Source organism: Allobosea massiliensis (assembly GCF_042655245.1).
In the GTDB taxonomy this organism is placed as follows: Bacteria; Pseudomonadota; Alphaproteobacteria; order Rhizobiales; family Beijerinckiaceae; genus Allobosea; species Allobosea massiliensis.
In genome coordinates, this window is the sequence record NZ_JBHSLU010000026.1 from 1 (window position 1) to 21,206 (window position 21,206).

The window sequence follows — 21,206 nt, forward strand, 5'->3', positions numbered from 1 at the left end:
CCCGACATAAACGCCTTGCCAAAGGGGGCGTCCACATATGAATCACTTCACCCCTGATTTGGGAATCCCTCCCGATTCAATCAGATCGGGTTCCGCTCTAAAGCGGCGCGCGATTTTTTTGAACAGCATCCTCAACAGGATAGTGAATCGCGAGATCGAAATGAAAAGGCAACTGATTTTGTTCGAGGCTTTAAGTCAAAGGATCAGAAGTAGCGGTCCGAGATTGATGATCCATTAGGCAGGTTGTCAAGGTCCACACATTCACCAGCCAACACGAGCCCGAGCGCATCGCCCATCGGTTCACCGATGATCTTGAACGTCTCAGCGCCGATCACCATCAGATCGCCCTCGGCGATTGTTGCCGCCTGGGAGCGTCGGATATCGATACCGACGGTCGGCAACACCGCGCGGCTGTCCCCGAATTCCGCCATACGGTCGGGCGACTTGCGGATGATGCGGATAGCGACGCCAGCGCCACCCGCCTTCCAAAGCGCATCCTCGCCGATATTGGCATCGGCGAAGAGCGCATCGATGGCCGCAGCGAAAGCACCCATCACGGATCATTCCGCCCAGAAGGAGGACTTCAGGCCGCAACGCCGAACAGAAGGTTACGGGCCGCAACCTTCGCGCAGCGCTCATTGGTGTCGTCCAAATAGACCGGCCCGCCGACCGTCCAGGCTTGCGAGCCGACGTAGTGAGTTCAAACACGCCCGTGAGATCGAGCGCGACATCGGCAAAGAGCGCAGCGTCGTTCGTAGCGACGCCCCCCTCACCGCATAAAACACAGCTCCCGGAACCTCCCCCGGAACGCCGTGACATCCCGCGCGATCGCCTCCGCCGGGCGCGAGCCGTTCAGCCCCTCGGCGATGTAGCCAGCGAGTTCGGGCATGTCGGCGGAGGTCATGCCGAAACGGACGATTTCGGGGGTGCCCAGCCGCAGGCCGTTGACGTCTCCCGCCACCTCCGGCAGCGGCAGGCCGATGCCGCAGCTCAGGATGTTGATGGCGCGCAGCTTCTGCGCCGCCGCCTGGCCGCCGCCATAGCTGTGCGCCTCGATCGCGAACTGGTGCGAGGTGGTGATGCCGCGCTCGCGCGCATAGACCGGGATCTGCCGCTCGCAGAGCGCCTCGGCCAGCGCCTTGGCGGTGGCGGCCATCATCTGCGCGTAGTCGCGGCCAAAAGCCTTCCAGTCGAGCAGCGTGATCGCCAGCGAGGCCGATTTCGCCGCGTCGAAATTCGCCGTCAGCCCGGGATAGGCGATGGCGTCGAGCCGCTTGGCGATGGCGGCGTCATTGGTGACGATCAGCCCCGAGGGCGGGCCGCCGAGGCTCTTATAGGTGCTCATCGTCATCAGATGGGCGCCCTCCTCCAGCGGCTGCTGCCAGGCCTGGCCGGCGATCATCCCCGACATATGCGCCGCGTCGAACAGCACGAGCGCCCCGACCTCGTCGGCAATCGCGCGGATCTCGCGGATCGGATGCGGGAAGAGGTTCAGGCTCGCGCCGATGGTGATCATCTTCGGCTTCAGCCGCAGCGCATCCTCGCGCAGCTTTGCGACATCGACGGTGTAGTTGGTCGCGTCGACCGGCGCCGGATGGGTGACGATGCCGTAAAGCCCGGCCGCGCCGGCGCCGTGATGCGTGACATGCCCGCCGATCGAGGGCGGCGGCGCGATGATGCAGTCGCCGGGCTTGGCCGCGACCATGAAGGCGTAGAGATTGGCGATGGCGCCCGAGGGCACGCGGATCTCGGCATATTTGGCGCCGAAGACCTGCGCCGCGAGTTCGGCGGCGATGATCTCGATCTGCTCGATCGCCTCCAGCCCCATCTCGTATTTCTCGCCGGGATAGCCCAGCGAGGGTCGCGCCCCGAGGCCCGAGCCCAGCGCCGCTTCGGCGCGCGGGTTCATCACATTGGTCGCGGGGTTTAGATTGAAGCAGTCGCGCTCGTGGATGTTGCGGTTCTCGGTGGTCAGCGCCGAAAGCCTGGCCTCGATCGCGTCCAGCGGCTGGCCGCTGACGCCGCCGGCGACCGCGAGCACGTAATCCTCGCTCGCCGCGGGAACCCAGTCGCGCCTGCCCAGTGCCGTCATCGCCATTCTCCCGCCCCGCCGGGGCCTGCCTGAAACCCAACGTCATAGGAGCGGTTTGCGCCGCCTGGCGCAAACGAGTATTCGTCGCTCGAAGGCAGAGAAAATCTCAGCCTCCCGCCGGACCCCTCCATGGCCGTCAAGCCGCCCCGCCCCCGCCTGCCCTCGCTCAAGGCGCTGCGCGCCTTCGAAGCGGCTGCGCGTCTCGAGAGCTTCACCGAGGCCGCGGCCGAGCTCGGCGTCACGCCCGGCGCCGTCACCCAGCAGATCCGCCAGCTCGAGGCCGCTCTGGGGCTCTCGCTGTTCCGCCGGCTGCCACAGGGCGTGGTGCCGACGGTCGCCGCCCGCGAGGTGCTGCCCCGGCTGACGCGCGGCTTCGACATCCTGGCCCAGGCCGCCCAGAGCCTGCGCGAAAGCGAGAGCCAGCGCGCGCTCACCATCGCCGCTTTGCCCTGCATCGCGCAGCTCTGGCTCTCGCCGCGCCTGCCCGCTTTGCAGCGCACCTGGCCGGATCTGCAGGTCTCGATATCGGCGATGGAAGCGCCCCCCGATCCGCGCCGCGAGCCGCATGACCTGTCGATCTTCTACCGCGAGCCCGGTTCAGGCCCGCAGGCGCTGACGCTGGCCGGCGAGGACGCGATCCTGCCGGTCTGCGCGCCCGAGCTGGCGGAACGCCTCGGCTCGACGGCCGATCTCGCCGGCCAGACGTTGCTGCACGACGCCGTCTGGCACAACGACTGGGCCCGCTGGCTCGCCCATGCGGGAGCGCCACGCGGCCTCGATGCGACGCGGGGCCCGCGCTTCTCGCTCTACAGCCTGGCGCTGGATGCGGCGCTGACGGGCTCGGGCATCTTGATGGGGCGGCTCTCGCTGGTCGCGCCTCTGCTCGCGCAAGGGCGGCTGGTCGCGCCGCTCCGGCCGCCGCTGCTTCTCAGCGAGCGGCTGACGGTGACGCCTGCGACCACGGAGCACCCGCATCCGCGCCATGCCGAGATCGCCGCCTGGCTGGTCGCGCAGGAGTGAGGCCAGAGGCGCGTGGCTCAGATATCGGCGCCGCAATCGCCGCAAAGGATCTGGTCCATCGAGCGCGAGGGCTCGGCGCAGCCGGCCTCGCCGACGACCTTGGCGGGAACGCCCGCGACCGTCTTGTTGCGCGGCACGCTCGCCAGCACGACCGAGCCCGCCGCGACGCGCGAGCACTGGCCGACCTCGATATTGCCGAGGATCTTGGCACCGGCGCCGAGCAGCACGCCCTTGCGGATCTTGGGATGGCGGTCGCCGCCCTGCTTGCCGGTGCCGCCCAGCGTGACGCTGTGCAGCATCGAGACGTCGTCCTCGATCACCGCCGTCTCGCCGACGACGAGCCCGGTGGCATGGTCGAGGAAGATGCCCTTGCCGATCTTCGCGGCCGGGTTGATGTCCGTCTGGAAGACCTCGGAGGCGCGGCTCTGCAGATAGAGCGCGAAATCGCGCCGGTCCTGCCGCCAGAGCCAATGCGCCAGGCGGTGGCACTGCAGCGCGTGGAAGCCCTTGAAGAACAGCACGGGCTCGAGCACGCGGTAGCAGGCGGGGTCGCGGTCGAGCACGGCGACGACGTCGGCGCGCATGCCGAGCCCCACCGTCGCGTCAGCGGCGAGCGCCTCGGCGAAGGCCTGCTCGATCAGATCGGACGGGACGGCGGGATGGCCGAGCCGCGCCGCGACGCGGTGGCTGACCGCGGCCTCGAAGCTCGGCTGGTTCAGCACGGAGGCGAGGATCAGGCTGCCCAGCGCCGGCTCGGCGGCGAGCGCGGCCTCGGCCTCGCGGCGCAGCCGCGACCAGACGGGGTCGAGCCGCTCGAGCCCGCTCGCGGGATCGCGGACTTCGGCGACGGAGCGTCCTGACGACATGGTTTTTCTCCGGAGAGGGTCGTTCGGCAAGGCCGATCCTAGCACCCGAGGCGGCATCGACGCCAAAGCTGTTTCAGGGCGATGGGCCACCCGCATGTGGGGCGCCGGATTCGGTTTGTCAAAACCGTTCCACAAACGCTTGTCGGAAGAGGGTTTTCGAACCGTCTCCCCGCGACCTCACAAACGCGACAGGAAGTCGAGCACCGCCTGCTTGTGGCTCTTGTCGCCGACGGCGAGGTTGTGGTCGCGGCCCTGGATGTCGAAGGCCTCCGCGCCGGGGATCAGCCGCGCCAGCGCCGGTCCCGAGCCCGCGACCTCGTCGGTCGTTCCGACACTGACGAGGGTCGGTGCGGCGATCCGGCCGACCTCGGCCTCGCTCAACGTCTGCCGCGAGCCGCGGATGCAGGCGGCGAGCGCCTTGAGATCGCTCTTCGTCGCCTCGGCGAAGGCGCGGAACATGCGCTGCATCGGGTCGGTCAGACCGTCGAGCGAGGGCGCCTCCATGGCGTCGGCAATGCCCAGCGGCAGGCCGACGCCCTCGACGAGATGGATGCCGAGCCCGCCGAGCAGCAGCGCGGTCAGCCGCTGCGGATGCGCCAGCGCGAGATGGGCGGAAATGCGCGCGCCCATCGAATACCCCATCACCGCCGCGCGCGGGATGTCGAGATGGTCCATCAGCCGCCGCACATCCTCGGCCATGATCTGGGAGGAATAGGCGGCCGGATCGTAGAGCTTCTGGCTCTGGCCATGGCCGCGATTGTCGAGTGCGACGACGCGGTAGCCGGCATGGGTCAGCGTCTTCGTCCACTGCGTGTTGACCCAGTTGACCATGTGGCTCGAGCCGAAGCCGTGCACCAGCACCACCGTGGCATGGCGCTCGACATCCCCCGTGGGCGCGAGATCGACATAGGCGAGGCTGACGCCGTCGGAAGAGAAGGTCTGCATGGCGGTCCGTGGCGGGTCTTCGAAGCGGAACTGTCGCCCTCCCATGCCATCAACGCCACGACTTGGGTAGCGGTTGCGCCGCCGCCTGCCTATGAAGGCTGCCATGAGCGCCGTTCCCTCCGAAGCTGCCGCCCCCATGACCGCCCCCTCGCCGCGCCTGCGGCTGGAGATCGTCGATGGCGCCCGCGGCGTCGCGCTTCTGGCGATGTTCGTCTTTCACTTCGCCTATGATCTGTCCTTTTTCGGGCTGATCGAGACCGATGTCCCCTCCGAGCCCGGCTGGCGCGGCTTTGCCCGGCTGATCGCGGGCTCCTTCCTGACGCTGGTCGGAATCAGCCTCGTCCTGGCGACGCGGAGCGGCCTGAACCGCCCCGCCTTCCTGAAGCGCCTCGCGATGGTCGCGGGCGCCGCCGCGCTAGTGACACTGGCGACCTATTTCGCGATGCCGCGCAGCTTCATCTTCTTTGGCATCCTGCATCATGTCGCGCTGGCCAGCGTGCTGGCCCTGCCCTTCCTGCGCCTGCCGGTTGCCGCTGTTGCAGTCGCTGCGGTCGCCGCCTTCGCCCTGCCGGTCCTCGTCGCTCATCCGCTGCTCGATGCGCCCGCCCTCGCCTGGCTCGGCTTCTCCCGCGCCCCGATCGTGACGGCGGATTTCGTGCCGGTCTTTCCCTGGTTCGGCTGCGTGCTCGGCGGGATCGTACTGGCCAGGCTGGCCTTGCCGCGGCTGGCCGGCAGCCGCCTCGCGAGCTGGCGCCCGAGTTCACTACCGGCGCGGATCCTCTCCTGGGGCGGGCGGCACAGCCTGCTGGTCTATCTCGTCCACCAGCCGATCTTCATCGGCGCGCTGATGCTGGCGCTCCAGCTGAATCCGGCGCAGCCGGTCTCGCCGGAGCGCGGCTTCATGCTCTCCTGCCAGCGCAGTTGCGGGACGGGACCGCTCGGCGCCGACGCCTGCGAGCGGCTCTGCGCCTGCACGGTCGATTCGCTGAAGCGCGAAAACCTCTGGCAGGAGACGCTCACCGACACCCTCGACCAGAGCCAGCGCGAGCGGGTGTCCGCTCTCGCCCAGGCCTGCCTGCGCCCGGCGACGCCACGCTGAGGCAATCGCGCACTGGCGCGCAGCGCTGCGGCGCGATAGTTTGCAGCCACATCACGAAGCAAGAGCGACGATCATGGCCGATCACGGCATTCCGCATTTCCACAACGACAAGGGCGTCGCCGTCATCCATGTCGGCGCGCGCGAGTTCATGTGCATCGGTGCCAAGCCGCCCTTCGACCACCCGCATGTCTATCTCGACATGGGCGGCGACGACGAGATCGTCTGCCCCTATTGCTCGACGCTCTACAAATTCGACGCGAGCCTCAAGCCCGGCACCTGCTCGCCGCCCGATTGCGCCCATCACGAGACGGCCCAGGCCGCGGCCTGAGGCCAGGGCGGCCCGGACCAGCCGGCCGCTCCCCTTTCCGGGCGGGCCGCAAGGCCCGGCCGCAGCGCCCGTTCGTGAAAGCCTGCCGCCCGTGTCCGCTCCCCATTTTCTGATCGCCGGCGCCGGGATCGGCGGCCTGACCATGGCCCTGTCCCTGGCGCGGCGCGGCATCGCGGCGACCGTCGTCGAAAAGCGCACCGGCTTCGGCGAGTTGGGCGCCGGCCTGCAGATCAGTCCCAATTCCGGCCATGTCCTGGACGGGCTCGACCTCACCCTGCCGCTGAAGCGCGTCGCGGTGAGGTCCCAGGGCCTCGTGGTCCGGCGCTGGCGCGATGGCCGGGCGCTGCTGGAGGCGCCGACGCCTGAGACCGCGCAGCCGCCCTACCGGCTGCTCAAGCGCAGCGACCTCCACACCGTGCTGCTCGATGCCGCCCGGGCCATGCCCAATATCCGCCTCGTCGTCGGGCGCGGCATCGAGGACGTCGTCGAGGTGGATGGCGGCGTCGCGGCGACGCTCACCGGCCAGAGCGGCCAGACGGAAACCCTGCACGGAATCGGCCTCATCGGCGCGGACGGCCTCTGGTCGCGCGTGCGGGACCAGACGGGCGATGCGTCGCCCCCCGTCTTCACCGGCTTCGAGGCCTGGCGCGCCCTCGCCCCGGCCGGGATGGCTGGCCAAGCCCAGGTCGAGCTGCATCTGGGCGCGGGCCGTCATGCGGTGCATTACCCGGTCGCGGGCGGGCGGGAGACCAATCTCGTCGTCGTGCGGCGCGCCACCGAGGCCCGCGAGGGCTGGTCGCGCGAGGGCGATGCACGACAGGTCGCGGCACAGGTCGCGGAAGCCTCGCGGCCGCTGCGCGATCTCGTCGCCGCGGCCTCGGGCTGGCAGGTCTGGTCGCTGTTCGACCGCAAGCCGGCCGTGATGGCGAAGGGGCGCGTCGCGCTTCTGGGCGATGCCGCCCACCCCGTCCTGCCCTTCCTCGCCCAGGGCGCCTCTCTGGCGATCGAGGATGCCGCGGTTCTCGCGCGCCTTCTGGCGCGGGCGCTCGAGGCGAAGGGCGAGGCCGGCGTCCCTACCGCGATGGCGGCCTATGCGAGCGCGCGCGCCCAGCGGGTCGCGCGCGTGCAGGAGGCCAGCCGCAGCAATGGCCGCAACTTTCATCTCGGCTGGCCGCTCGGCATCGCGCGCGACATCGCGCTCGCACGCCTCGGCGCCGAGGGCATGCGCCGCCGCTATGCCTGGCTCTACGACTGGCGCGATGGCTGACGGTCTGCGGCGCGATGATCTCGCCTTCGCCGCAATTCGTACCTAGCTTCGTGAAGCAGGAACGGATGACCCCACGATGATCCGCGTCAATCTCCATGAGCAGATCGGCGGCCGCGCCGCCACGATGCCACGCTGGGCGGCCTGGCTCGCCATGGCTGCAAGCCTCGTCATCGGCGCCGTGCTCTTCCTGCTCGCCGCCAGCCTCGCGCTGATCCTGCTGCCGGTCGCGGCGCTGGCCGGTGCCATCGCGATCTGGCGCCTGCGCAGCCGGCTCAAGGCGGCGGGCTTCGGCCAGCCGGGCCCGATGCCGGGCGAGCCGCGTGGTGCCGCACGCGGCGAGATCATCGACGCGGAATACCGCATCATCGAGCCGAACGAGCCGCCGCGGCGCTGATCGTTACGCCGGCAGGCGGGTGAGGATCACGCCCGCGACGCCACAGACGGCGAGCGTCGGGATCATCCCGATCTTGAAGCGCAGCATCGCGACGATGGCGCCCGCGCTGAGCAGGGCGGCGCGCCAGTCCAGCGAGGCCAGCACCGGCCAATCCGACGACAATCCGAGGAACGAGACCGTCCTCACCTCTCTGAACAGCACGTGCAGCCCGAACCAGAGCGCGAGGTTCATGATCACGCCGACCACGGCGGCGGTGATCGCGCCCAGCGCCGCCGACAGCGCCCTGTTGCCGCGCAGCGCCTCGACATAGGGGCCGCCGAGGAAGATCCAGAGAAAACACGGTGCGAAGGTGACCCACAGCGTCAAGAGCGCGCCGAGGCTCCCCGCAAGCAGCGGCGGCAGATCGCCGGCCCCGCGCATGCCGGCGAGAAACCCGACGAATTGCAGCACCAGGATCAGCGGCCCCGGCGTCGTCTCGGCGAGGCCGAGCCCGTCGATCATCTCGCCCGGCTGCAGCCAGCCATAGGTCTCGACCGCCGCCTGCGCCACATAGGCCAGCACCGCATAGGCGCCGCCGAAGGTCACCACCGCCATCGTGCTGAAGAAGCGCCCGAGCTGCGTCCAGACGCTGCCCTCCCCCGTCCAGAGCCAGAGAACGAGCACCGGAGCGAGCCAGAGCGGCAGCCAGATCGCCAGCGTCCGCAAGGCCCGGCCGGTCGAGGGCCGGACATGGTCGAGTTCGCCGCGCGCGAACAGCGCGTCGACGACGCCCGTGACATCGGGCCCGGCCTGGCCATGGCCGGCCTGCGCGCCGAACAGCGCCGGGCTCAGCCGGTGGCCGGCCCAGCCGATCAGCCCCGCGGCGAGGATGATTGCCGGAAAGGGCACCCTGGCGAGGAAGATGGCGAGGAAGGCGGCGATGGCGAGCGCCACCATCGCCCGGTTCTTCAGCGCGCGACGGCTGATCCTCAAGCCCGCCTCGATCACCACGGCGAGCACAGCCGCCTTGATGCCGAAGAACAGCCCGTCGACGAGCGGAACCTCACGATAGAGCACGTAGAGGATGCTCAGGCCCAGCATCACCGCCGCGCCGGGCAGAATGAAGAGCAGCCCGGCGATCAGCCCGCCGAGGGTGCGGTGCATCAGCCAGCCGATATAGACGGCGAGCTGCTGCGCCTCCGGGCCGGGCAAAAGCATGCAGTAGTTCAGCGCGTGCAGGAACCGCGCTTCGCCGATCCAGCGCCGCTCCTCGACCAGTTCCTTGTGCATCAGCGCGATCTGCCCGGCCGGCCCGCCGAAGGAGAGCAGCCCGATGCGCGCCCAGACGCGCGTCGCCTCCGCCAGCGTCGGCAGTTCGCCGCCCGCGGCGCCAGCGCCTTCGGGCGTCGCCTGCGCCATCAATCGATCCGGCTGACCAGGATCTTGTCGATCCGGCGCCCGTCGAGATCGACCACCTCGAAGCGCCAGTGCCCCTTCTCGAAGACCTCGCCGACCACCGGAAGATGGTTGAGCTGCGCCAGCACGAAGCCGGCCACGGTCTGGAAATCGGCGTCGCGCGGGATCGAGATGCCGAGCTCGTGCGAGAACTCGTCGACCTGCATCCAGCCCGCCACCAGCCAGGAGCCGTCGGCGCGCGCCACCAGCGGCGGCTCGTCCTCTTCCTCCTCCTGAAAGGCGCCGATGATCGCCTCCAGCACGTCGCCCGGCGTGATGATGCCCTCGAAATGCCCGTACTCGTCGAAGACCAGCGCCATATGGACGCGCGAGGCGCGGATCTCGCGCAACACCAGCAGCGCGCCGGCCGTGTCCATCACCACCGGTGCCTCGCTGACCAGCCCACGCAGATCATGCGTGCCGCCATCCGACAGGAAGTCGATCAACTCCTTGACCACGACGACGCCGATGATCGCATCCGCCTCGCCGTCCTGCACCGGCAGGCGCGAACGACGCGTGGCGCGCAGCTGCTCGCGGATCTCGTCGGCGCTGTCGGAGAGGTCGATCACCTCGACCTCGCGGCGCGGCGTCATCAGGGCGCGTGCCGAGCGGTCGGCGAGACGCATCACGCCCGAGATCATCTCGCGCTCGTCGCGCTCCAGAACGCCGGCCGTCTCGGCCTCGGCGATGATGGTGCGGACCTCCTCTTCGGTGACCTTCTCCTCCGGCTCGCCCTTCTGGCCGAGCAGCGCCAGCACGGCCCGCCCCGAAATGTCGAGCAGGAAAACCAGCGGCGCGCCGATCTTCGACAGCAACAGCATCGCCGGCGCGACCCGCGCCGCGACCCGCTCGGGATCGCGCAGCGCGATCTGCTTGGGCACGAGCTCGCCGATGATCAGCGAGAGATAGGTGATCGCGACGACGACGAGGCCGACGCCGAACCCGTCCGAGACGACCTGCGAGAAGCCCTGCCCGACCAGCCATTCCGACAGCCTTGCGCCCAAGGTCGCGCCCGAAAAGGCGCCCGAGAGCACGCCGACGAGCGTGATTCCGATCTGGACGGTGGAGAGGAAGCGGCCGGGATTATCGGCAAGGCGCATCGCGGTCTTGGCGCCTTTGCTGCCCTGATCGCTGAGGACTTTGAGGCGTGCGGGACGGGAGGAGACAACCGCGAGCTCGGACATGGCAAGCAGACCGTTGATGACGGTCAGGGCCACGACGATCAGAATTTCGGTTAACAAAACCAGTCCGTATCATGCAGAGCCGCAGCGATGGCGGCCTGCTTCTGCGCCCCTTATAGCGGATGTTGTGCCGCTGGCGATGGTTCACGGCCAAAATTTTTGCGGCGAGGACGCGTGATGACCGAGCAAAAGCCCGCCCCCTGGGACCCCGCCGCAGCCCCCGCCGACGCCGACCGGCGTCTTCATGCTCCCGCCGCCGCGCGCAACCGCGACGCGATCCTCGCCGTGCTGCGATCCGTGCTACCGCCGACGGGAACGGTGCTCGAGATCGCCAGCGGCTCGGGCGAGCACGCGGTCCATTTCGCGGAAGCCCTGCCGGGGCTGACCTTCCGGCCGAGCGACCCGGCGCCAGAGGCGCTCGCCAGCATCGCCGCCTGGACCGCGCAGGCGGGCGCGCCCAACGTCCTGCCGCCGCTGCGGATCGACGCCGCCGACCCCGCCTGGCCCGCGACCCTGCCGCCCGGCGAGGCGCCCGCCGCGATCCTCTGCATCAACATGATCCACATCGCCCCCTGGGCGGCGACGGAAGGGCTCTTCCGCGGCGCGGGCGCCCTGCTCCCGGCCGGTGCGCAGCTGATCCTCTACGGCCCCTTCCGCCGCCCCGGCCGCCCGCTCGAACCCGGCAACGCCGCCTTCGACGAAAGCCTGCGCGAGCGCGACCCGGCCTTCGGCCTGCGCGACCTCGGCGAGGTCACCGCGCTGGCGATGGCAGCGGGGTTCGGCTCGCCGGAGGTGATCGAGATGCCCGCGAATAATCTGACGGTGGTGTTCGGGAAAGCAGGCAGGCGCTGATCACGCGACGGAACCCTTGGTGCGGACGGCGGGGATCGAACCCGCATAGCCTTGCGGCTGAGAGATTTTAAGTCTCTTGCGTCTACCAGTTTCGCCACGTCCGCCTGGGGCAGAGCGGTAGCCGCCGCGGGCGCGGCGCGCAAGCGCCTCGGCAGCCCCCCGGAGGACGGCCCGGTTTCGGCTCAGTGCCGCCGCGCCGGCTTGTACCATTCGACGCCGTCGGGATCGACATAGAGGCCGGGCGCCACGTCGGAGCCGATCGCCTTCTGCTGCATCGGCACGCGCACGGTGTCGTCGCGGTCGCCCCGCTTCATGTAAGGAGCCCCGCTCGGAGGCGCGCCGTGGTCGGCCCCGTGGCCGCGCGAGGCGGCGAGGCCGATCGTCCCCTGCCGCCCGGCGACCTTGTCCTGCAGCTCGCTGACGCTGCGTCCCGCGAAGGGCGGCCGCCCGTTACCCTCGATCACGGGCCAGGCGCGGCGCGCCGCGCCCTCCCCGGCCACCCGCACGCCGATGAAGCGCGGCACATAGGTCGCGCCACCCTTGCCGAAGCTCTCCCAGCCGCCGGATGCGACCATCTGGGCACCGCAGCGCTTGTGGCTGCGCTCGCACAGCGCCCGCGAGGCGTAGCGCGGCGCCTTCTGCTCGAATTCGGCGCGGGCATTGCGATAGGCGAACTCGCATTGCTCCGCGGTCAGGATGCCGCCGGCGATGCACTCGTCGCGGCGCTCATAGACGGCGCCGCGCTCCTGCGCCGCGAGATCGACGGGCGCCAGGAACAGCAGCGGGGCGAGCGTGGCGGCGCGCAGGGCCCCGAGCAGCGGAGCGGCGGAACTGAGCAGAATCATGGGCCGCAGCATCCGCATGATTGTGGCTTTAGAGAAGCGAGCGGCGCGAGCGGGCGAGTTCGAGCGTGGCGCCATAGTCGATCTTGCCGTTGCCAAGCACGGGGATGGAGTTCGTCACCAGAATGGCGCGCGGCACCCAGAGCTCGGGGAACCCCTGCGCCTTCGCGGTCTCCTGCAGCAGGCTGCGCTCGGCATTCGGCTTTTCCGTGACGAGGACGAGCTGCTCGCCCTTGCGCGCATCGGGCAGCGCCACGACGACATGGTTGAAGTCCGGCCAGAGCCCGGCGACCATCGATTCGACCGCCGCGAGCGAAACCATCTCGCCGCCGAGCTTGGCGAAGCGCTTGGCACGCCCCTTGATGGTGACGAAGCCGTCGTCGAGCGTGACGATGTCGCCGGTATCGTGCCAGCCGCCTTCGGGCGGCAGCAGCGTGCCGGGCGCGTCCGCGCTGAGATAGCCGGCCATGATGTTGGGGCCGCGCACGCAGAGCTTGCCGCCCTCATGGATGCCCTCGACCGGCTCCAGCCGCGCCTCGATGCCCGGCAGCAGCCGCCCGACGCTGCCCTCGCGCATGGCGACGGGCGTGTTGCAGGCGAGCACCGGCGAGCATTCGGTGCAGCCATAGCCTTCGAGGATCGTGGTGCCATAGGGCTCCCACATCCGACGCGTCTCGGGCTTCACCCGCTCGGCCCCGGCCACGACATAGCGCACGCTCTTGAGGTCGTCCGGGTCCGCAGCGCGGGCGTAACCCTGCAAAAACGTGTCGGTCGCGAACAGGAAGGTGCAGCCGGTCTCGCCGATCAGCTTCGGCACCTGCTTGTAGTGGAGCGGGCTCGGATAGAGCACGACCTTCATGCCCGACAGCAGCGGCATCAGCAGGCCCGCCGTCAGCCCGAACGAGTGGAAGGCCGGCAGCGGGTTCATGACGATGTCGCGCTCGGACAGGAAGCCGGCCGCGAGCGCGAAGATCTGGCGCGCGTTCGAGACCAGATTGGCGTGGCTCAGCACCACGCCCTTCGGCTTGCCCTCGGTGCCCGAGGTGAAGAGGATCACCGCCGCGTCGTCCGGAGCCGCCGCATGGCTGCGATGCACGAAACCCGGCGCGAGGCTCGACAGCGCGCCCAGCGCCTTGTCGAGGCTGGTGATCTCCTTGCGGACGTCTTCGAGATAGATGACCCGCCTGTTCTCACCGAGCGCCTCCAGCTCGTCCTCGAGCTTGGCCTGGTCGACGAAGCGGCGCGAGGTCACGATCGTCTTCAGCTCGGCGAGCTCGCCCGCCGCCCGCAGATTCTTCACGCCGGCCGTGAAGTTCAGAAGCGCCGGCACGCGGCCGAAGGCCGAGAGCCCGAACAGCGTCACCGCGAGCGCCTGCACATTCGGCAGCAGCACGCCGACATGTTCCCTAGGCTGCGTGTAGCCCGCGAGCTTGCGCCCGAGCACGAGCGCGCCCAGCACCAAGTTGCCGTAGCTCAGCGGCTTGCGCTCGGCATCCTCGACCGCGACGCGGCCCTTGCCATGGCGGGAGACCGCCTGCAGCAGCGCCTGGAACAGGGTGATCCGTGCGCCCGCCGCATCGAAGACGGGCAGCTGTCGTTCGGTGTCGGCCATGCTTGGCTCGGCTCCCGGCTGGCGTTTCCTCTTGGCTTCCTAACTAAGCCGATCCGCAGCCGTTGCAATGACGCTCTGCCAGCCACCCCGCCGGCGCCATCAGCCGAAGGCGCCGATCTCGTGCTGGATCGCGCCGGAGATCTCGCGCAGCAGCTCGAACAGCGCCTGCATCGGCGCGATCACGTCGCGATGCAGCGCCTCATAGGTGCCGGTTTCCCGCGGGCCTGGCGGCTCGCCGAAATCGAGCCCGATGGTCGGGTCGGGCCGCAGCGGGAAAATGTCGGCCAGCAGGGCGAGGCAGGCCGGCACGTCGAGCCGCAGCAGCCGCTCGACCAGCACCTCGCGGGTGATGCCGGCATGGGGCCGGAAATCCGGGATATGGCTGGCCCGCAGCCAGATGCCGTGCATCGCCGCCAGCCGCAGCGCATGCAGCGCCACCAGCCGCGCCGGCATCTCCGGCACATCCGGCGCAGCCGCCTTCAGCTTCAGCGCATCCGAGGAGAGCCGCCAGAACAGGCTGCGCAGCGAAGGCGCGAGATCGAGCCGCGACAGCGCCTCGCCGACGGCGAGCAGCTCGTCGCGACGTCCCTCGCGCAGCGTGCGCCGCGCCCGGTCGAACCAGCTGCCGGGGTCGAGCGAGTCGAGATAGGCGCGCAGCACGTCGAGATCGCTCGCCGCCAGCGCGTGCTCGGCCAGCCGGTAGGCCCGGTCGAACCGGTCGGAGCGCTCGCGCATCGCGTTGAACAGATCGGGCGCGCGCGCCGCCGCTTGGCCGATGCCGTGGACGCTGTTGGCGAGCCAGCCGAGCTGCTGCAGGATCGCGTTGTTGGGAATGGCGCGCAGCTCGCGCGGATGGCGGATGCGCGTCGGCCCGCCGGCATCGCTCTGGCGCGCGGCGGGGCGCGAGCCGGTCTTGTCGAGCAGCGAGGGGCCGAAGGTGCCGATCAGCGCGGCATAGCCGGAGTCGTCGACCAGCGCCGTCATCTCCTCGCGCACGGTCTGGAAGAACTCGGTGGCGAAGTCGGGCTCGTCGTAGATCGGATCGGCGACCTCCTCGGCCACCGGCACGAGCACCGCCTCCGCGATGCGCCCGATAGTCGCCGCCGCCAGCAGCGGCGTGCCGAACATCAGATAGCCGTCGCTGCCCTGGAAGCTGGTCTCGCGCACCGAGCGCAGGCCGGCCCTGGCGAAGGCCGCGCGCGCCCAGGCGGGTTCCAGATAGGCCAGCCGGTCGGCGAGGCTGGCGGGATGGGCGCCGCGCCCGGCGGATTCGCCATGGGTGTCGAAAATAACGAGCTCGACCTCGGAAAGGTCATAGCGGCGCAGCAGCTCGCAGATGCGGATGCGCAGCCGCTCGATCCAGAAGGTCGCCGCGACCTGCCCGATATAGCGGCCGGAATCGGAATAGCCGAACTGCACGCAAAAGCGGCCATGGCGCTTGAGATAGGCGCGGAAATGCGGGCTGCGCAGTGCCTCGTCGATGATGCGCGGCCCCTGCTCCAGCGCGTCTTCCGTCTCGAAGAGCGGCGAGATCTCGACCCGGTCGGCGATGCCGAAGCGGCTGGCGAGCCAGAGCGCGCAGAGCAGCGTGTAGCCCGTCTCCGTCTCGGCCACGAGAAACCGCACCGCCTTGGTGCCGTCGACATGCTTCACGATCTGCGCGATCGTCATCAGCATCCGCGTCGCCGAGGCGCGCTCGGCCGCCAGAGCGCCGAAATCGACCGCGATCGGCGCAACCTTCGCCAGCAGACCGTTCACCGCCGAGAGGAAGGCGCGCCGCTGCGCCGGCTGCGTCGGCTCCTCGTCGAGCGGGATCACGCCGCGCATCGCGTTGTGGAGCTGCGAGGCGTTGAGCCGGAAATGCGGCAGCGCGATCGAGACGCCATGGGCGACGCAGCCGGCCCTGACCAGGCAGAGCGCCATCCGCGTGTCGTCGTCGGAAGAGAGCCCGATCGCCTCGTCCAGCGCCGCGATCAGGCGCGACGCCTCCGGCAGCGCCGCCTCGCGCTCATTGACCAGCGCCAGAGCGAAGGCCTGCAGCGCCGGCAGGGCCGGCTGCGTCGTGATCGGCGGCGCCAGCGCCAGTTGCCGCTCGACCGCCGCCAGCGCCGTGCCGACCAGCTCGCGCACGGCAGCGGTTGCCGGCACGGCCGGCAGCTTCTCGAGGATGCGCGCGAACTGGCCCTGCTTCGATTCCAGCCGGTAGCGCAGCGTGTCCCACCAGCCGATATCGGTGCGCCCGTCGGTGTCGCAGCCGACCCAGGAGGCAAGGATGACCGGGCGCGGCGCCAAATCCTGCCAGCGCTCGGGCGAAAGCGACTGCGCCGCCCGCAGCAGCGCGGCGTTCAGCCGGTCGATCGCGTCGCGGGCATGGCGCACGGCGTAGCGCGCCTGCTCGAACTCGTCCTGCAGCGTGATCCGCCCGTCGGGCCGGAAGGACAGCGCTTCATCGCCGATCACCGCCTCGCCGCCCGCCTCGCCGCTGGCCTGCGCCGCGAGCGCATGGGCGAGCCTGCGGCTCATGCCGAAGGTCGGATGGGCGGTGAAGACGGCCGCGAAGCGCAGCCGCTCGACGGCCTCGCGATAAGCGGCCAGCGGATCGGCAGCGCCCGCGGCTGACTCGGCCAGCCTGCCGGCCAGCGTAGCGAAGGCCGCCTCGCCATCGCCGTCGAGCCCGACATAGGCCGCCAGCCGCCCGGCCCGCTGGCGCAGGGCCTCGCGTCCCAGACGCCGCACCAGCCCGCAGGCCGCCTCGACATCGAGCTCGCCGCGGTCCATCCGCCGCGTCAGCCACAGCGTCACGCGCAGGACCGGGTTGCCGAAAGGGTCTTCGCGGGCATCGGCCCGCGCCTGGGCGATCTCGTCCAGCAGCCGCGCGGCCAGCGCCGCCTCGTCGCCGATCACGCTCTCGACCCCGTCGTTCATCGCGCAGCCCTCCCGGAATCGGCCGAGGCAAGTTTCAGACCGGAACACCAAGGCAGCGCAAGCAGGCCCCGGCATGGCTCTTGCTGGACCGGCAGGCGCATCTTGCCCGCCCTGCCCGGCATGCGATGCTCGCCCTCATACGCCTCGATGCCCAGCCGGAGATGCCGATGCCTGCCTCGTCCGCCGCCGCAGCCGGCCTGCCCGAACAGGATGCCGCCGCCTCGATCGTCCTGCCGGCCCGGCCGGAACCGCTGCGGCTCGATCCGGAACGCACGGCGCTGATCGTCGTCGACATGCAGAACGCCTATGCCTCCGCAGGCGGCTATATCGACCTCGCCGGCTTCGACATCACCGGCACGCCGGCCGTGATCCGGCAGGTCGCGCTGGCGGCCGAGGCCGCCCGCAGCGCCGGCATCCCGGTGATCTTCCTGCAGAACGGCTGGGATGCCGCGTATCGCGAGGCGGGCGGGCCGGGCTCGCCGAACTGGCACAAGTCGAATGCGCTGAAAACGATGCGCCGCCGGCCCGAGCTCGACGGCAAGCTGCTGGCCAAGGGCGGCTGGGACTATGCCATCGTCGATGCGCTGACGCCGCAGCCGGGCGACATCGTCGTTCCCAAGCCGCGCTACAGCGTCTTCTTCAACACCAACATCGACAGCCTGTTGCGGGCGCGCGGCATCCGCAATCTCGTCTTCACCGGCATCGCCACCAATGTCTGCGTCGAATCCTCGCTGCGCGACGCCTTCCATCTCGAATATTTCAGCGTCGTGCTGGAGGACGCCACCCATGCGGCCGGGCCGGACTTCGCCCAGAAGGCTGCGCTCTACAACATCGAGACCTTCTTCGGCTGGGTCTCGACCGTGGCCGATTTCGCCGGCGCGGTCGGCCAGCAGCCGCCGGCCTGATCGCGACATCGTCCCGCGCCTCCCCGCCTGCCCGAAAGCGAGCCCGCCATGCCTGCCGTCGACACCGAAGCCTTCCTGCGTGATCTCTACGAGCTGCGCGCCATCGGCACCTTCAAGACCGGCGTCCACCGCCCGACCTATTCGCCGCAGGACATGGAGGCCCGCCGCTGGCTGATGGCCAAGCTGACCGCATGCGGGCTGGAGGCCTCGATCGACGGCATCGGCAACGTCTATGGCCGCCATCCCGGCCCGGGCCCGCATCTGCTCGTCGGCAGCCACATCGAATCGCAGAACGAGGCCGGCTGGCTCGACGGCGCGCTCGGCGTCGTCGCCGGCATCGCGCTCGCCCGGGCAGGCCTGCCGGTCGATGTCTGCGCCTTCGCCGACGAGGAGGGGCATTTCAGCCTCAGCCTGCCCGGCAGCCGCTCGATGATCGGCGATCTGACCGAGGAGGCGATCGACGGCGCCCGCAACCGCACCGACGGCACGCCGCTGCGCGAGGCCCTGCGCGCCGCCGGCCTCGAGGGCCTGCCGCGCCGGCAGCTCGAGATCGGCCGCTACAAGGGCTATTACGAGATGCATATCGAGCAGGGCACGCAGCTCGAAGAGGCGGGCCTGCGGCTCGGCGTCGTCACCGGCATCGTCGCGATCTGGCAGTGGCGCATCGTCGTCGAGGGCCAGCAGGACCATGCCGGCGGCACCACCATGGCCGAGCGGAAGGATGCGGGCCTGAGCGCGGTCCGGCTGCTGGCGGCCATCGACGCCGAGTTCCCGCGCCTCGTCGGCGAGCGCACGACCTGGACCACCGGCCGCTTCCGGCTCGAGCCCGACGCGCCCAACATCATTCCCGGCCGAGCCGAGATCCTGTTCCAGTTCCGCGACGTCTCGGTCGCGGTGCTGGAGCGGCTGGAGGCGGGACTAAAATCGCTGGTTCAGGAGGCCAACCGCCGCGAGCGCTGCAAGATCACGCTCTCCTCGGTCTCGAAGGCCGTGCCGGCGCTGTGCGACCCGGCCATGATGCAGGCCCTCTCCGACGCCGCCGAGGCCATCGCGCCCGGCGCCTGGCAAACCATGCCCTCCGGCGCCGGCCATGACGCGCAGGTCATCGCCCGCACCATGCCGGCCTCAATGCTGTTCGTGCCCTCGATCGGCGGCATCTCGCATCACTGGAGCGAGGACACGAAGGACGAGGACCTCGCTTTGGGCATCCAGGTGCTGCACGGCGCGGCCGAGCGATTCCTGGCGGGGTAGACCGCGCCGGGCGCAGGGTTGCGCCGGCGCTCTCACCCCTTGCCCGGCAGCGACCGGGCCCGCATAGGAGCGGGGCGCAACCGGAGCCGTTCTCCGGCCCCGGCCCTCGCGAAAGACACCCGTGACAGACCTCGCCTCCCCCAACGCGGCCGCCTCCGCGCGCCGCCGCCTCTGGCTCGGCATCGGCTGCGGCCTGCTGACCAGCCTGATCTGGGGCGTGCAGTCCGTGGTCTCGCGCCAGTCGGTGGCGGATGGGCTGAGCGCGGCCGACGTCACCATCCTGCGCTTCGTCGTGGCCTCGCTCCTGCTGCTGCCGCTGGCGCGGCGGCGGATGCGGCCCTTTCCGGTCGGTGCGCTCGGCTGGCGGCGCGCGCTGATCCTGACCGCGCTCGCCGGCGCACCCTATGCCCTCGTCCTGGTCGGCGGCGCGACCTTCGCCCCGGCACTGCACGCCTCGGTGATCGTGCCTGGCTTGATCCCGGTGATGACGGTGGTGCTGGCCTTCCTCGTACTCGGAGAAAGGCCGGGGCCGCTGCGGCTGCTCGGCCTCGCCCTGGTGCTGGCCGGCATCGCTGCCTTCGGCTGGCAGGCCTTCGGGGAATCGGGCGCAGGGGCCGGCGCCTGGATCGGCGATCTCTTTTTCGTCGCCAACGCCGTGATGTGGTCGGTCTTCGGGCTCCTCGCTTTGCGCTGGCGGACGGACGCCATCGACGTCACCATCGCGACCTGCCTGCTCTCGCTGCTGTTGCTGCCGGTCTTCGCCCTGACCATGCCGATCCGGCTCGGCGAGGTCGCCTGGCCGGCGATCGCGCTGCAGGCGGTGTATCAGGGCGCGCTCGTCGGCGTCGGCGCACTGTTTCTCTACACCAAATCGGTCGAGTGGCTCGGCGCCTCGCGGGCGACGCTGTTCCTGCCGCTTAACCCGGTCGTCACCGCGCTGGCCGCGATCCTGCTGCTCGGCGAACATCCCTCCCCGGTCGAGGTCGCCGGCATGGTGCTGGTGATCGCCGGCATGAGCGTAGCGCTGCGGGCGCGCTGAACCTCGCTCTCAGTGCCGGCCGATCCAGCGGCGCACCCGGCCGCGATAGGCCAGCCAATCCGGACCGAACACCGCTTCGAGATGGCGCTCCTCGCGCTCGATCGCGAGCTTCAGCACCAGGGCCGCGGCGACGAGCCCCGTCACGATCAGCCAGAGATTGCCGAGACCGAGGCCGGCGCCTGCCATCATCAGCGTGTTGCCGAAATAGATCGGGTTGCGGCTGATCGCGAATGGGCCGCTCTCGACCAGCGCGGTCGCGGCGCGATGCGGCAGGATGTTGGCGCGGGCGCGGGCCATCGTCGCCATCGCGGAGAGATCGAAGCCGGCGCCGAGCATCAGCAGCGCCCAGCCGACGGGGTCGAGCCAGCCTGCCAGTGCGCCGTCGGGCGCCGGATCGGGCAGCGGCAGCAGCCGCTGCAGCGCCATCGCGAGCAGGATCGCTCCGCCATAAAGCAGGGGCGGCCAGGGAATGCGGTTGGGCCGGTCCGTCGCTGCGTCGATCATCGCGATCTCCTCAAGACGGTGGCGGCCGGCCCACCCTCAGTCCTTGCGGTCCTCAGCCCTTGTGATCCTTGGCGATGGGCTCGACATAGGACAGCCCCATATCCCAAGGGAAATAGATCCAGGTGTCCTGGCTGACCTCGGTGACGAAGGTGTCGACGGTGGGCACGCCGGCGGGCTTGGCATAGACCGTGGCGAAATGCGCGTTCGGCAGCATCTGGCGCACGACCCGTGCCGTCTTGCCGGTATCGGTCAGGTCGTCGACGACGAGCACGCCCTTGCCCTTGCCGTCGCCGATCGCCTTGATCGAGGGCGCGACGTCCTTGAGGACCTTGAGCTCCGACTGGTTCTTGTAGTCGTGATAGCTCGCGACGCAGACCGTCTCGATCAGCCGCAGGCCGAGTTCCCGGCAGATGATCGCCGCCGGCACCAGCCCACCGCGGGTGATGCAGACGATCGCCTCGAACGGCCCCTTCTCCGCCAGCCGCCAGGCGAGCGCGCGCGCGTCGCGGTGGAACTGGTCCCAGGAGACGGGGAAGGCCTTGTTGGAGGTCGGCTCGGCCATGGTGGGGCTCCGGATGAGGGCGGGCGCGGACGGCCCTTCAGCCCCTGGCAAAACCCTATCGGCGCGCCGCTGGCAAGGGGCGACGCGC

General features: G+C 70.2%; 21 protein-coding genes and 1 tRNA gene. 9 read left to right on the forward strand and 13 right to left on the reverse strand.

The window, feature by feature from the left end; translation table 11 throughout:
- Positions 1-203: 203 nt before the first annotated feature.
- The 3 genes from ACFPN9_RS11475 to ACFPN9_RS11485 all read right to left on the reverse strand — a co-directional run bounded on the left by ACFPN9_RS11475 (position 204) and on the right by ACFPN9_RS11485 (position 2,092).
- Positions 204-554 carry a head-tail joining protein gene (locus ACFPN9_RS11475; RefSeq protein ID WP_066719006.1) on the reverse strand — a complete coding sequence of 117 codons (351 nt, stop codon included), beginning with the start codon at positions 552-554 and terminating at the stop codon, positions 204-206.
- Between the two features lie 29 nt (positions 555-583).
- Complete coding sequence (locus tag ACFPN9_RS11480) at positions 584-652, reverse strand: hypothetical protein (protein ID WP_348626266.1); 69 nt, start codon at positions 650-652, stop codon at positions 584-586.
- Between the two features lie 117 nt (positions 653-769).
- Positions 770-2,092, reverse strand: a complete 1,323-nt coding sequence (locus ACFPN9_RS11485; RefSeq protein WP_066719008.1) for a serine hydroxymethyltransferase — start codon at positions 2,090-2,092, stop codon at positions 770-772.
- 129 nt (positions 2,093-2,221) lie between these two features.
- On the opposite strand from ACFPN9_RS11485, the gene ACFPN9_RS11490 reads away from it, so the two are divergent.
- The gene (locus tag ACFPN9_RS11490) at positions 2,222-3,112 is read left to right on the forward strand and encodes a LysR substrate-binding domain-containing protein (protein WP_066719009.1); all 891 of its coding nucleotides are present in this window, start codon (positions 2,222-2,224) and stop codon (positions 3,110-3,112) included.
- A gap of 17 nt (positions 3,113-3,129) precedes the next feature.
- Here the strand turns inward: ACFPN9_RS11490 and cysE are convergent, their stop codons facing one another.
- Positions 3,130-3,978, reverse strand: coding sequence for a serine O-acetyltransferase (gene cysE, locus ACFPN9_RS11495; RefSeq protein ID WP_066719011.1), 849 nt, complete (start codon positions 3,976-3,978; stop codon positions 3,130-3,132).
- A 177-nt stretch (positions 3,979-4,155) separates the two neighbouring features.
- Entirely contained in the window at positions 4,156-4,923 is a 768-nt protein-coding gene (locus tag ACFPN9_RS11500; protein WP_066719013.1) for an alpha/beta fold hydrolase, read from the reverse strand.
- 103 nt (positions 4,924-5,026) lie between these two features.
- Between ACFPN9_RS11500 and ACFPN9_RS11505 the strand changes: the two genes are divergently transcribed.
- The 4 genes from ACFPN9_RS11505 to ACFPN9_RS11520 all read left to right on the forward strand — a co-directional run bounded on the left by ACFPN9_RS11505 (position 5,027) and on the right by ACFPN9_RS11520 (position 8,011).
- The gene (locus ACFPN9_RS11505) at positions 5,027-6,022 is read left to right on the forward strand and encodes a heparan-alpha-glucosaminide N-acetyltransferase (RefSeq protein ID WP_066719015.1); all 996 of its coding nucleotides are present in this window, start codon (positions 5,027-5,029) and stop codon (positions 6,020-6,022) included.
- 73 nt (positions 6,023-6,095) lie between these two features.
- Entirely contained in the window at positions 6,096-6,350 is a 255-nt protein-coding gene (locus ACFPN9_RS11510; protein WP_066719018.1) for a zinc-finger domain-containing protein, read from the forward strand.
- A 91-nt stretch (positions 6,351-6,441) separates the two neighbouring features.
- Positions 6,442-7,617: an FAD-dependent monooxygenase gene (locus ACFPN9_RS11515; protein WP_066719021.1), complete on the forward strand. Its 1,176-nt coding sequence runs from the start codon at positions 6,442-6,444 to the stop codon at positions 7,615-7,617.
- 76 nt (positions 7,618-7,693) lie between these two features.
- Positions 7,694-8,011 (forward strand): hypothetical protein, encoded by a 318-nt coding sequence (locus ACFPN9_RS11520; RefSeq protein WP_066719024.1) that lies wholly within the window; start codon positions 7,694-7,696, stop codon positions 8,009-8,011.
- 3 nt (positions 8,012-8,014) lie between these two features.
- Here the strand turns inward: ACFPN9_RS11520 and chrA are convergent, their stop codons facing one another.
- Together chrA and ACFPN9_RS11530 are read right to left on the reverse strand one after the other, a co-directional pair.
- Complete coding sequence (gene chrA / locus ACFPN9_RS11525; RefSeq protein ID WP_066719027.1) at positions 8,015-9,409, reverse strand: chromate efflux transporter; 1,395 nt, start codon at positions 9,407-9,409, stop codon at positions 8,015-8,017.
- Complete coding sequence (locus ACFPN9_RS11530) at positions 9,409-10,671, reverse strand: hemolysin family protein (RefSeq protein WP_066719030.1); 1,263 nt, start codon at positions 10,669-10,671, stop codon at positions 9,409-9,411. Before ACFPN9_RS11530 ends, chrA begins: the two co-directional genes overlap by 1 nt.
- A gap of 132 nt (positions 10,672-10,803) precedes the next feature.
- Here ACFPN9_RS11530 and ACFPN9_RS11535 point away from each other — a divergent pair, with 132 nt between their 5' ends.
- Positions 10,804-11,478 carry a DUF938 domain-containing protein gene (locus ACFPN9_RS11535; RefSeq protein WP_377817010.1) on the forward strand — a complete coding sequence of 225 codons (675 nt, stop codon included), beginning with the start codon at positions 10,804-10,806 and terminating at the stop codon, positions 11,476-11,478.
- Between the two features lie 17 nt (positions 11,479-11,495).
- Here the strand turns inward: ACFPN9_RS11535 and ACFPN9_RS11540 are convergent.
- From ACFPN9_RS11540 to ACFPN9_RS11555, 4 genes are all read right to left on the reverse strand, one after another.
- Positions 11,496-11,582 (reverse strand) — tRNA-Leu (locus ACFPN9_RS11540).
- 78 nt (positions 11,583-11,660) lie between these two features.
- Entirely contained in the window at positions 11,661-12,323 is a 663-nt protein-coding gene (locus ACFPN9_RS11545; RefSeq protein ID WP_066716969.1) for a DUF1190 domain-containing protein, read from the reverse strand.
- Between the two features lie 28 nt (positions 12,324-12,351).
- On the reverse strand, positions 12,352-13,932 hold the full coding sequence (locus ACFPN9_RS11550) for an AMP-binding protein (RefSeq protein WP_066716972.1): 1,581 nt from the start codon (positions 13,930-13,932) through the stop codon (positions 12,352-12,354).
- Positions 13,933-14,031: 99 nt separating this feature from the next.
- Entirely contained in the window at positions 14,032-16,857 is a 2,826-nt protein-coding gene (locus ACFPN9_RS11555; protein ID WP_066716975.1) for a phosphoenolpyruvate carboxylase, read from the reverse strand.
- Between the two features lie 167 nt (positions 16,858-17,024).
- Between ACFPN9_RS11555 and rutB the strand changes: the two genes are divergently transcribed.
- The 3 genes from rutB to ACFPN9_RS11570 all read left to right on the forward strand — a co-directional run bounded on the left by rutB (position 17,025) and on the right by ACFPN9_RS11570 (position 20,052).
- Positions 17,025-17,762 carry a pyrimidine utilization protein B gene (gene rutB, locus ACFPN9_RS11560; protein WP_066716978.1) on the forward strand — a complete coding sequence of 246 codons (738 nt, stop codon included), beginning with the start codon at positions 17,025-17,027 and terminating at the stop codon, positions 17,760-17,762.
- Positions 17,763-17,810: 48 nt separating this feature from the next.
- Entirely contained in the window at positions 17,811-19,013 is a 1,203-nt protein-coding gene (locus ACFPN9_RS11565; RefSeq protein ID WP_067253452.1) for a Zn-dependent hydrolase, read from the forward strand.
- Positions 19,014-19,134: 121 nt separating this feature from the next.
- Positions 19,135-20,052, forward strand: a complete 918-nt coding sequence (locus ACFPN9_RS11570) for a DMT family transporter (RefSeq protein WP_066721885.1) — start codon at positions 19,135-19,137, stop codon at positions 20,050-20,052.
- Between the two features lie 9 nt (positions 20,053-20,061).
- On the opposite strand, the gene ACFPN9_RS11575 is transcribed toward ACFPN9_RS11570, so the two are convergent.
- Together ACFPN9_RS11575 and gpt are read right to left on the reverse strand one after the other, a co-directional pair.
- Positions 20,062-20,556: a methyltransferase family protein gene (locus tag ACFPN9_RS11575; RefSeq protein WP_066721882.1), complete on the reverse strand. Its 495-nt coding sequence runs from the start codon at positions 20,554-20,556 to the stop codon at positions 20,062-20,064.
- A 52-nt stretch (positions 20,557-20,608) separates the two neighbouring features.
- Positions 20,609-21,118 carry a xanthine phosphoribosyltransferase gene (gene gpt, locus ACFPN9_RS11580; protein ID WP_066721880.1) on the reverse strand — a complete coding sequence of 170 codons (510 nt, stop codon included), beginning with the start codon at positions 21,116-21,118 and terminating at the stop codon, positions 20,609-20,611.
- Positions 21,119-21,206 lie beyond the last annotated feature (88 nt).

Bases quoted from the DNA above. Each gene is read 5' to 3' on its own strand.
- ACFPN9_RS11475 (WP_066719006.1), bottom strand. From the start codon at position 554: ATGGGTGCTTTCGCTGCGGCCATCGATGCGCTCTTCGCCGATGCCAAT.
- ACFPN9_RS11485 (WP_066719008.1), bottom strand. From the start codon at position 2,092: ATGACGGCACTGGGCAGGCGCGACTGGGTTCCCGCGGCGAGCGAGGAT.
- ACFPN9_RS11490 (WP_066719009.1), top strand. From the start codon at position 2,222: ATGGCCGTCAAGCCGCCCCGCCCCCGCCTGCCCTCGCTCAAGGCGCTG.
- cysE (WP_066719011.1), bottom strand. From the start codon at position 3,978: ATGTCGTCAGGACGCTCCGTCGCCGAAGTCCGCGATCCCGCGAGCGGG.
- ACFPN9_RS11500 (WP_066719013.1), bottom strand. From the start codon at position 4,923: ATGCAGACCTTCTCTTCCGACGGCGTCAGCCTCGCCTATGTCGATCTC.
- ACFPN9_RS11505 (WP_066719015.1), top strand. From the start codon at position 5,027: ATGAGCGCCGTTCCCTCCGAAGCTGCCGCCCCCATGACCGCCCCCTCG.
- ACFPN9_RS11510 (WP_066719018.1), top strand. From the start codon at position 6,096: ATGGCCGATCACGGCATTCCGCATTTCCACAACGACAAGGGCGTCGCC.
- ACFPN9_RS11520 (WP_066719024.1), top strand. From the start codon at position 7,694: ATGATCCGCGTCAATCTCCATGAGCAGATCGGCGGCCGCGCCGCCACG.
- chrA (WP_066719027.1), bottom strand. From the start codon at position 9,409: ATGGCGCAGGCGACGCCCGAAGGCGCTGGCGCCGCGGGCGGCGAACTG.
- ACFPN9_RS11535 (WP_377817010.1), top strand. From the start codon at position 10,804: ATGACCGAGCAAAAGCCCGCCCCCTGGGACCCCGCCGCAGCCCCCGCC.
- ACFPN9_RS11545 (WP_066716969.1), bottom strand. From the start codon at position 12,323: ATGATTCTGCTCAGTTCCGCCGCTCCGCTGCTCGGGGCCCTGCGCGCC.
- ACFPN9_RS11550 (WP_066716972.1), bottom strand. From the start codon at position 13,932: ATGGCCGACACCGAACGACAGCTGCCCGTCTTCGATGCGGCGGGCGCA.
- ACFPN9_RS11555 (WP_066716975.1), bottom strand. From the start codon at position 16,857: ATGAACGACGGGGTCGAGAGCGTGATCGGCGACGAGGCGGCGCTGGCC.
- rutB (WP_066716978.1), top strand. From the start codon at position 17,025: ATGCCTGCCTCGTCCGCCGCCGCAGCCGGCCTGCCCGAACAGGATGCC.
- ACFPN9_RS11565 (WP_067253452.1), top strand. From the start codon at position 17,811: ATGCCTGCCGTCGACACCGAAGCCTTCCTGCGTGATCTCTACGAGCTG.
- ACFPN9_RS11575 (WP_066721882.1), bottom strand. From the start codon at position 20,556: ATGATCGACGCAGCGACGGACCGGCCCAACCGCATTCCCTGGCCGCCC.
- gpt (WP_066721880.1), bottom strand. From the start codon at position 21,118: ATGGCCGAGCCGACCTCCAACAAGGCCTTCCCCGTCTCCTGGGACCAG.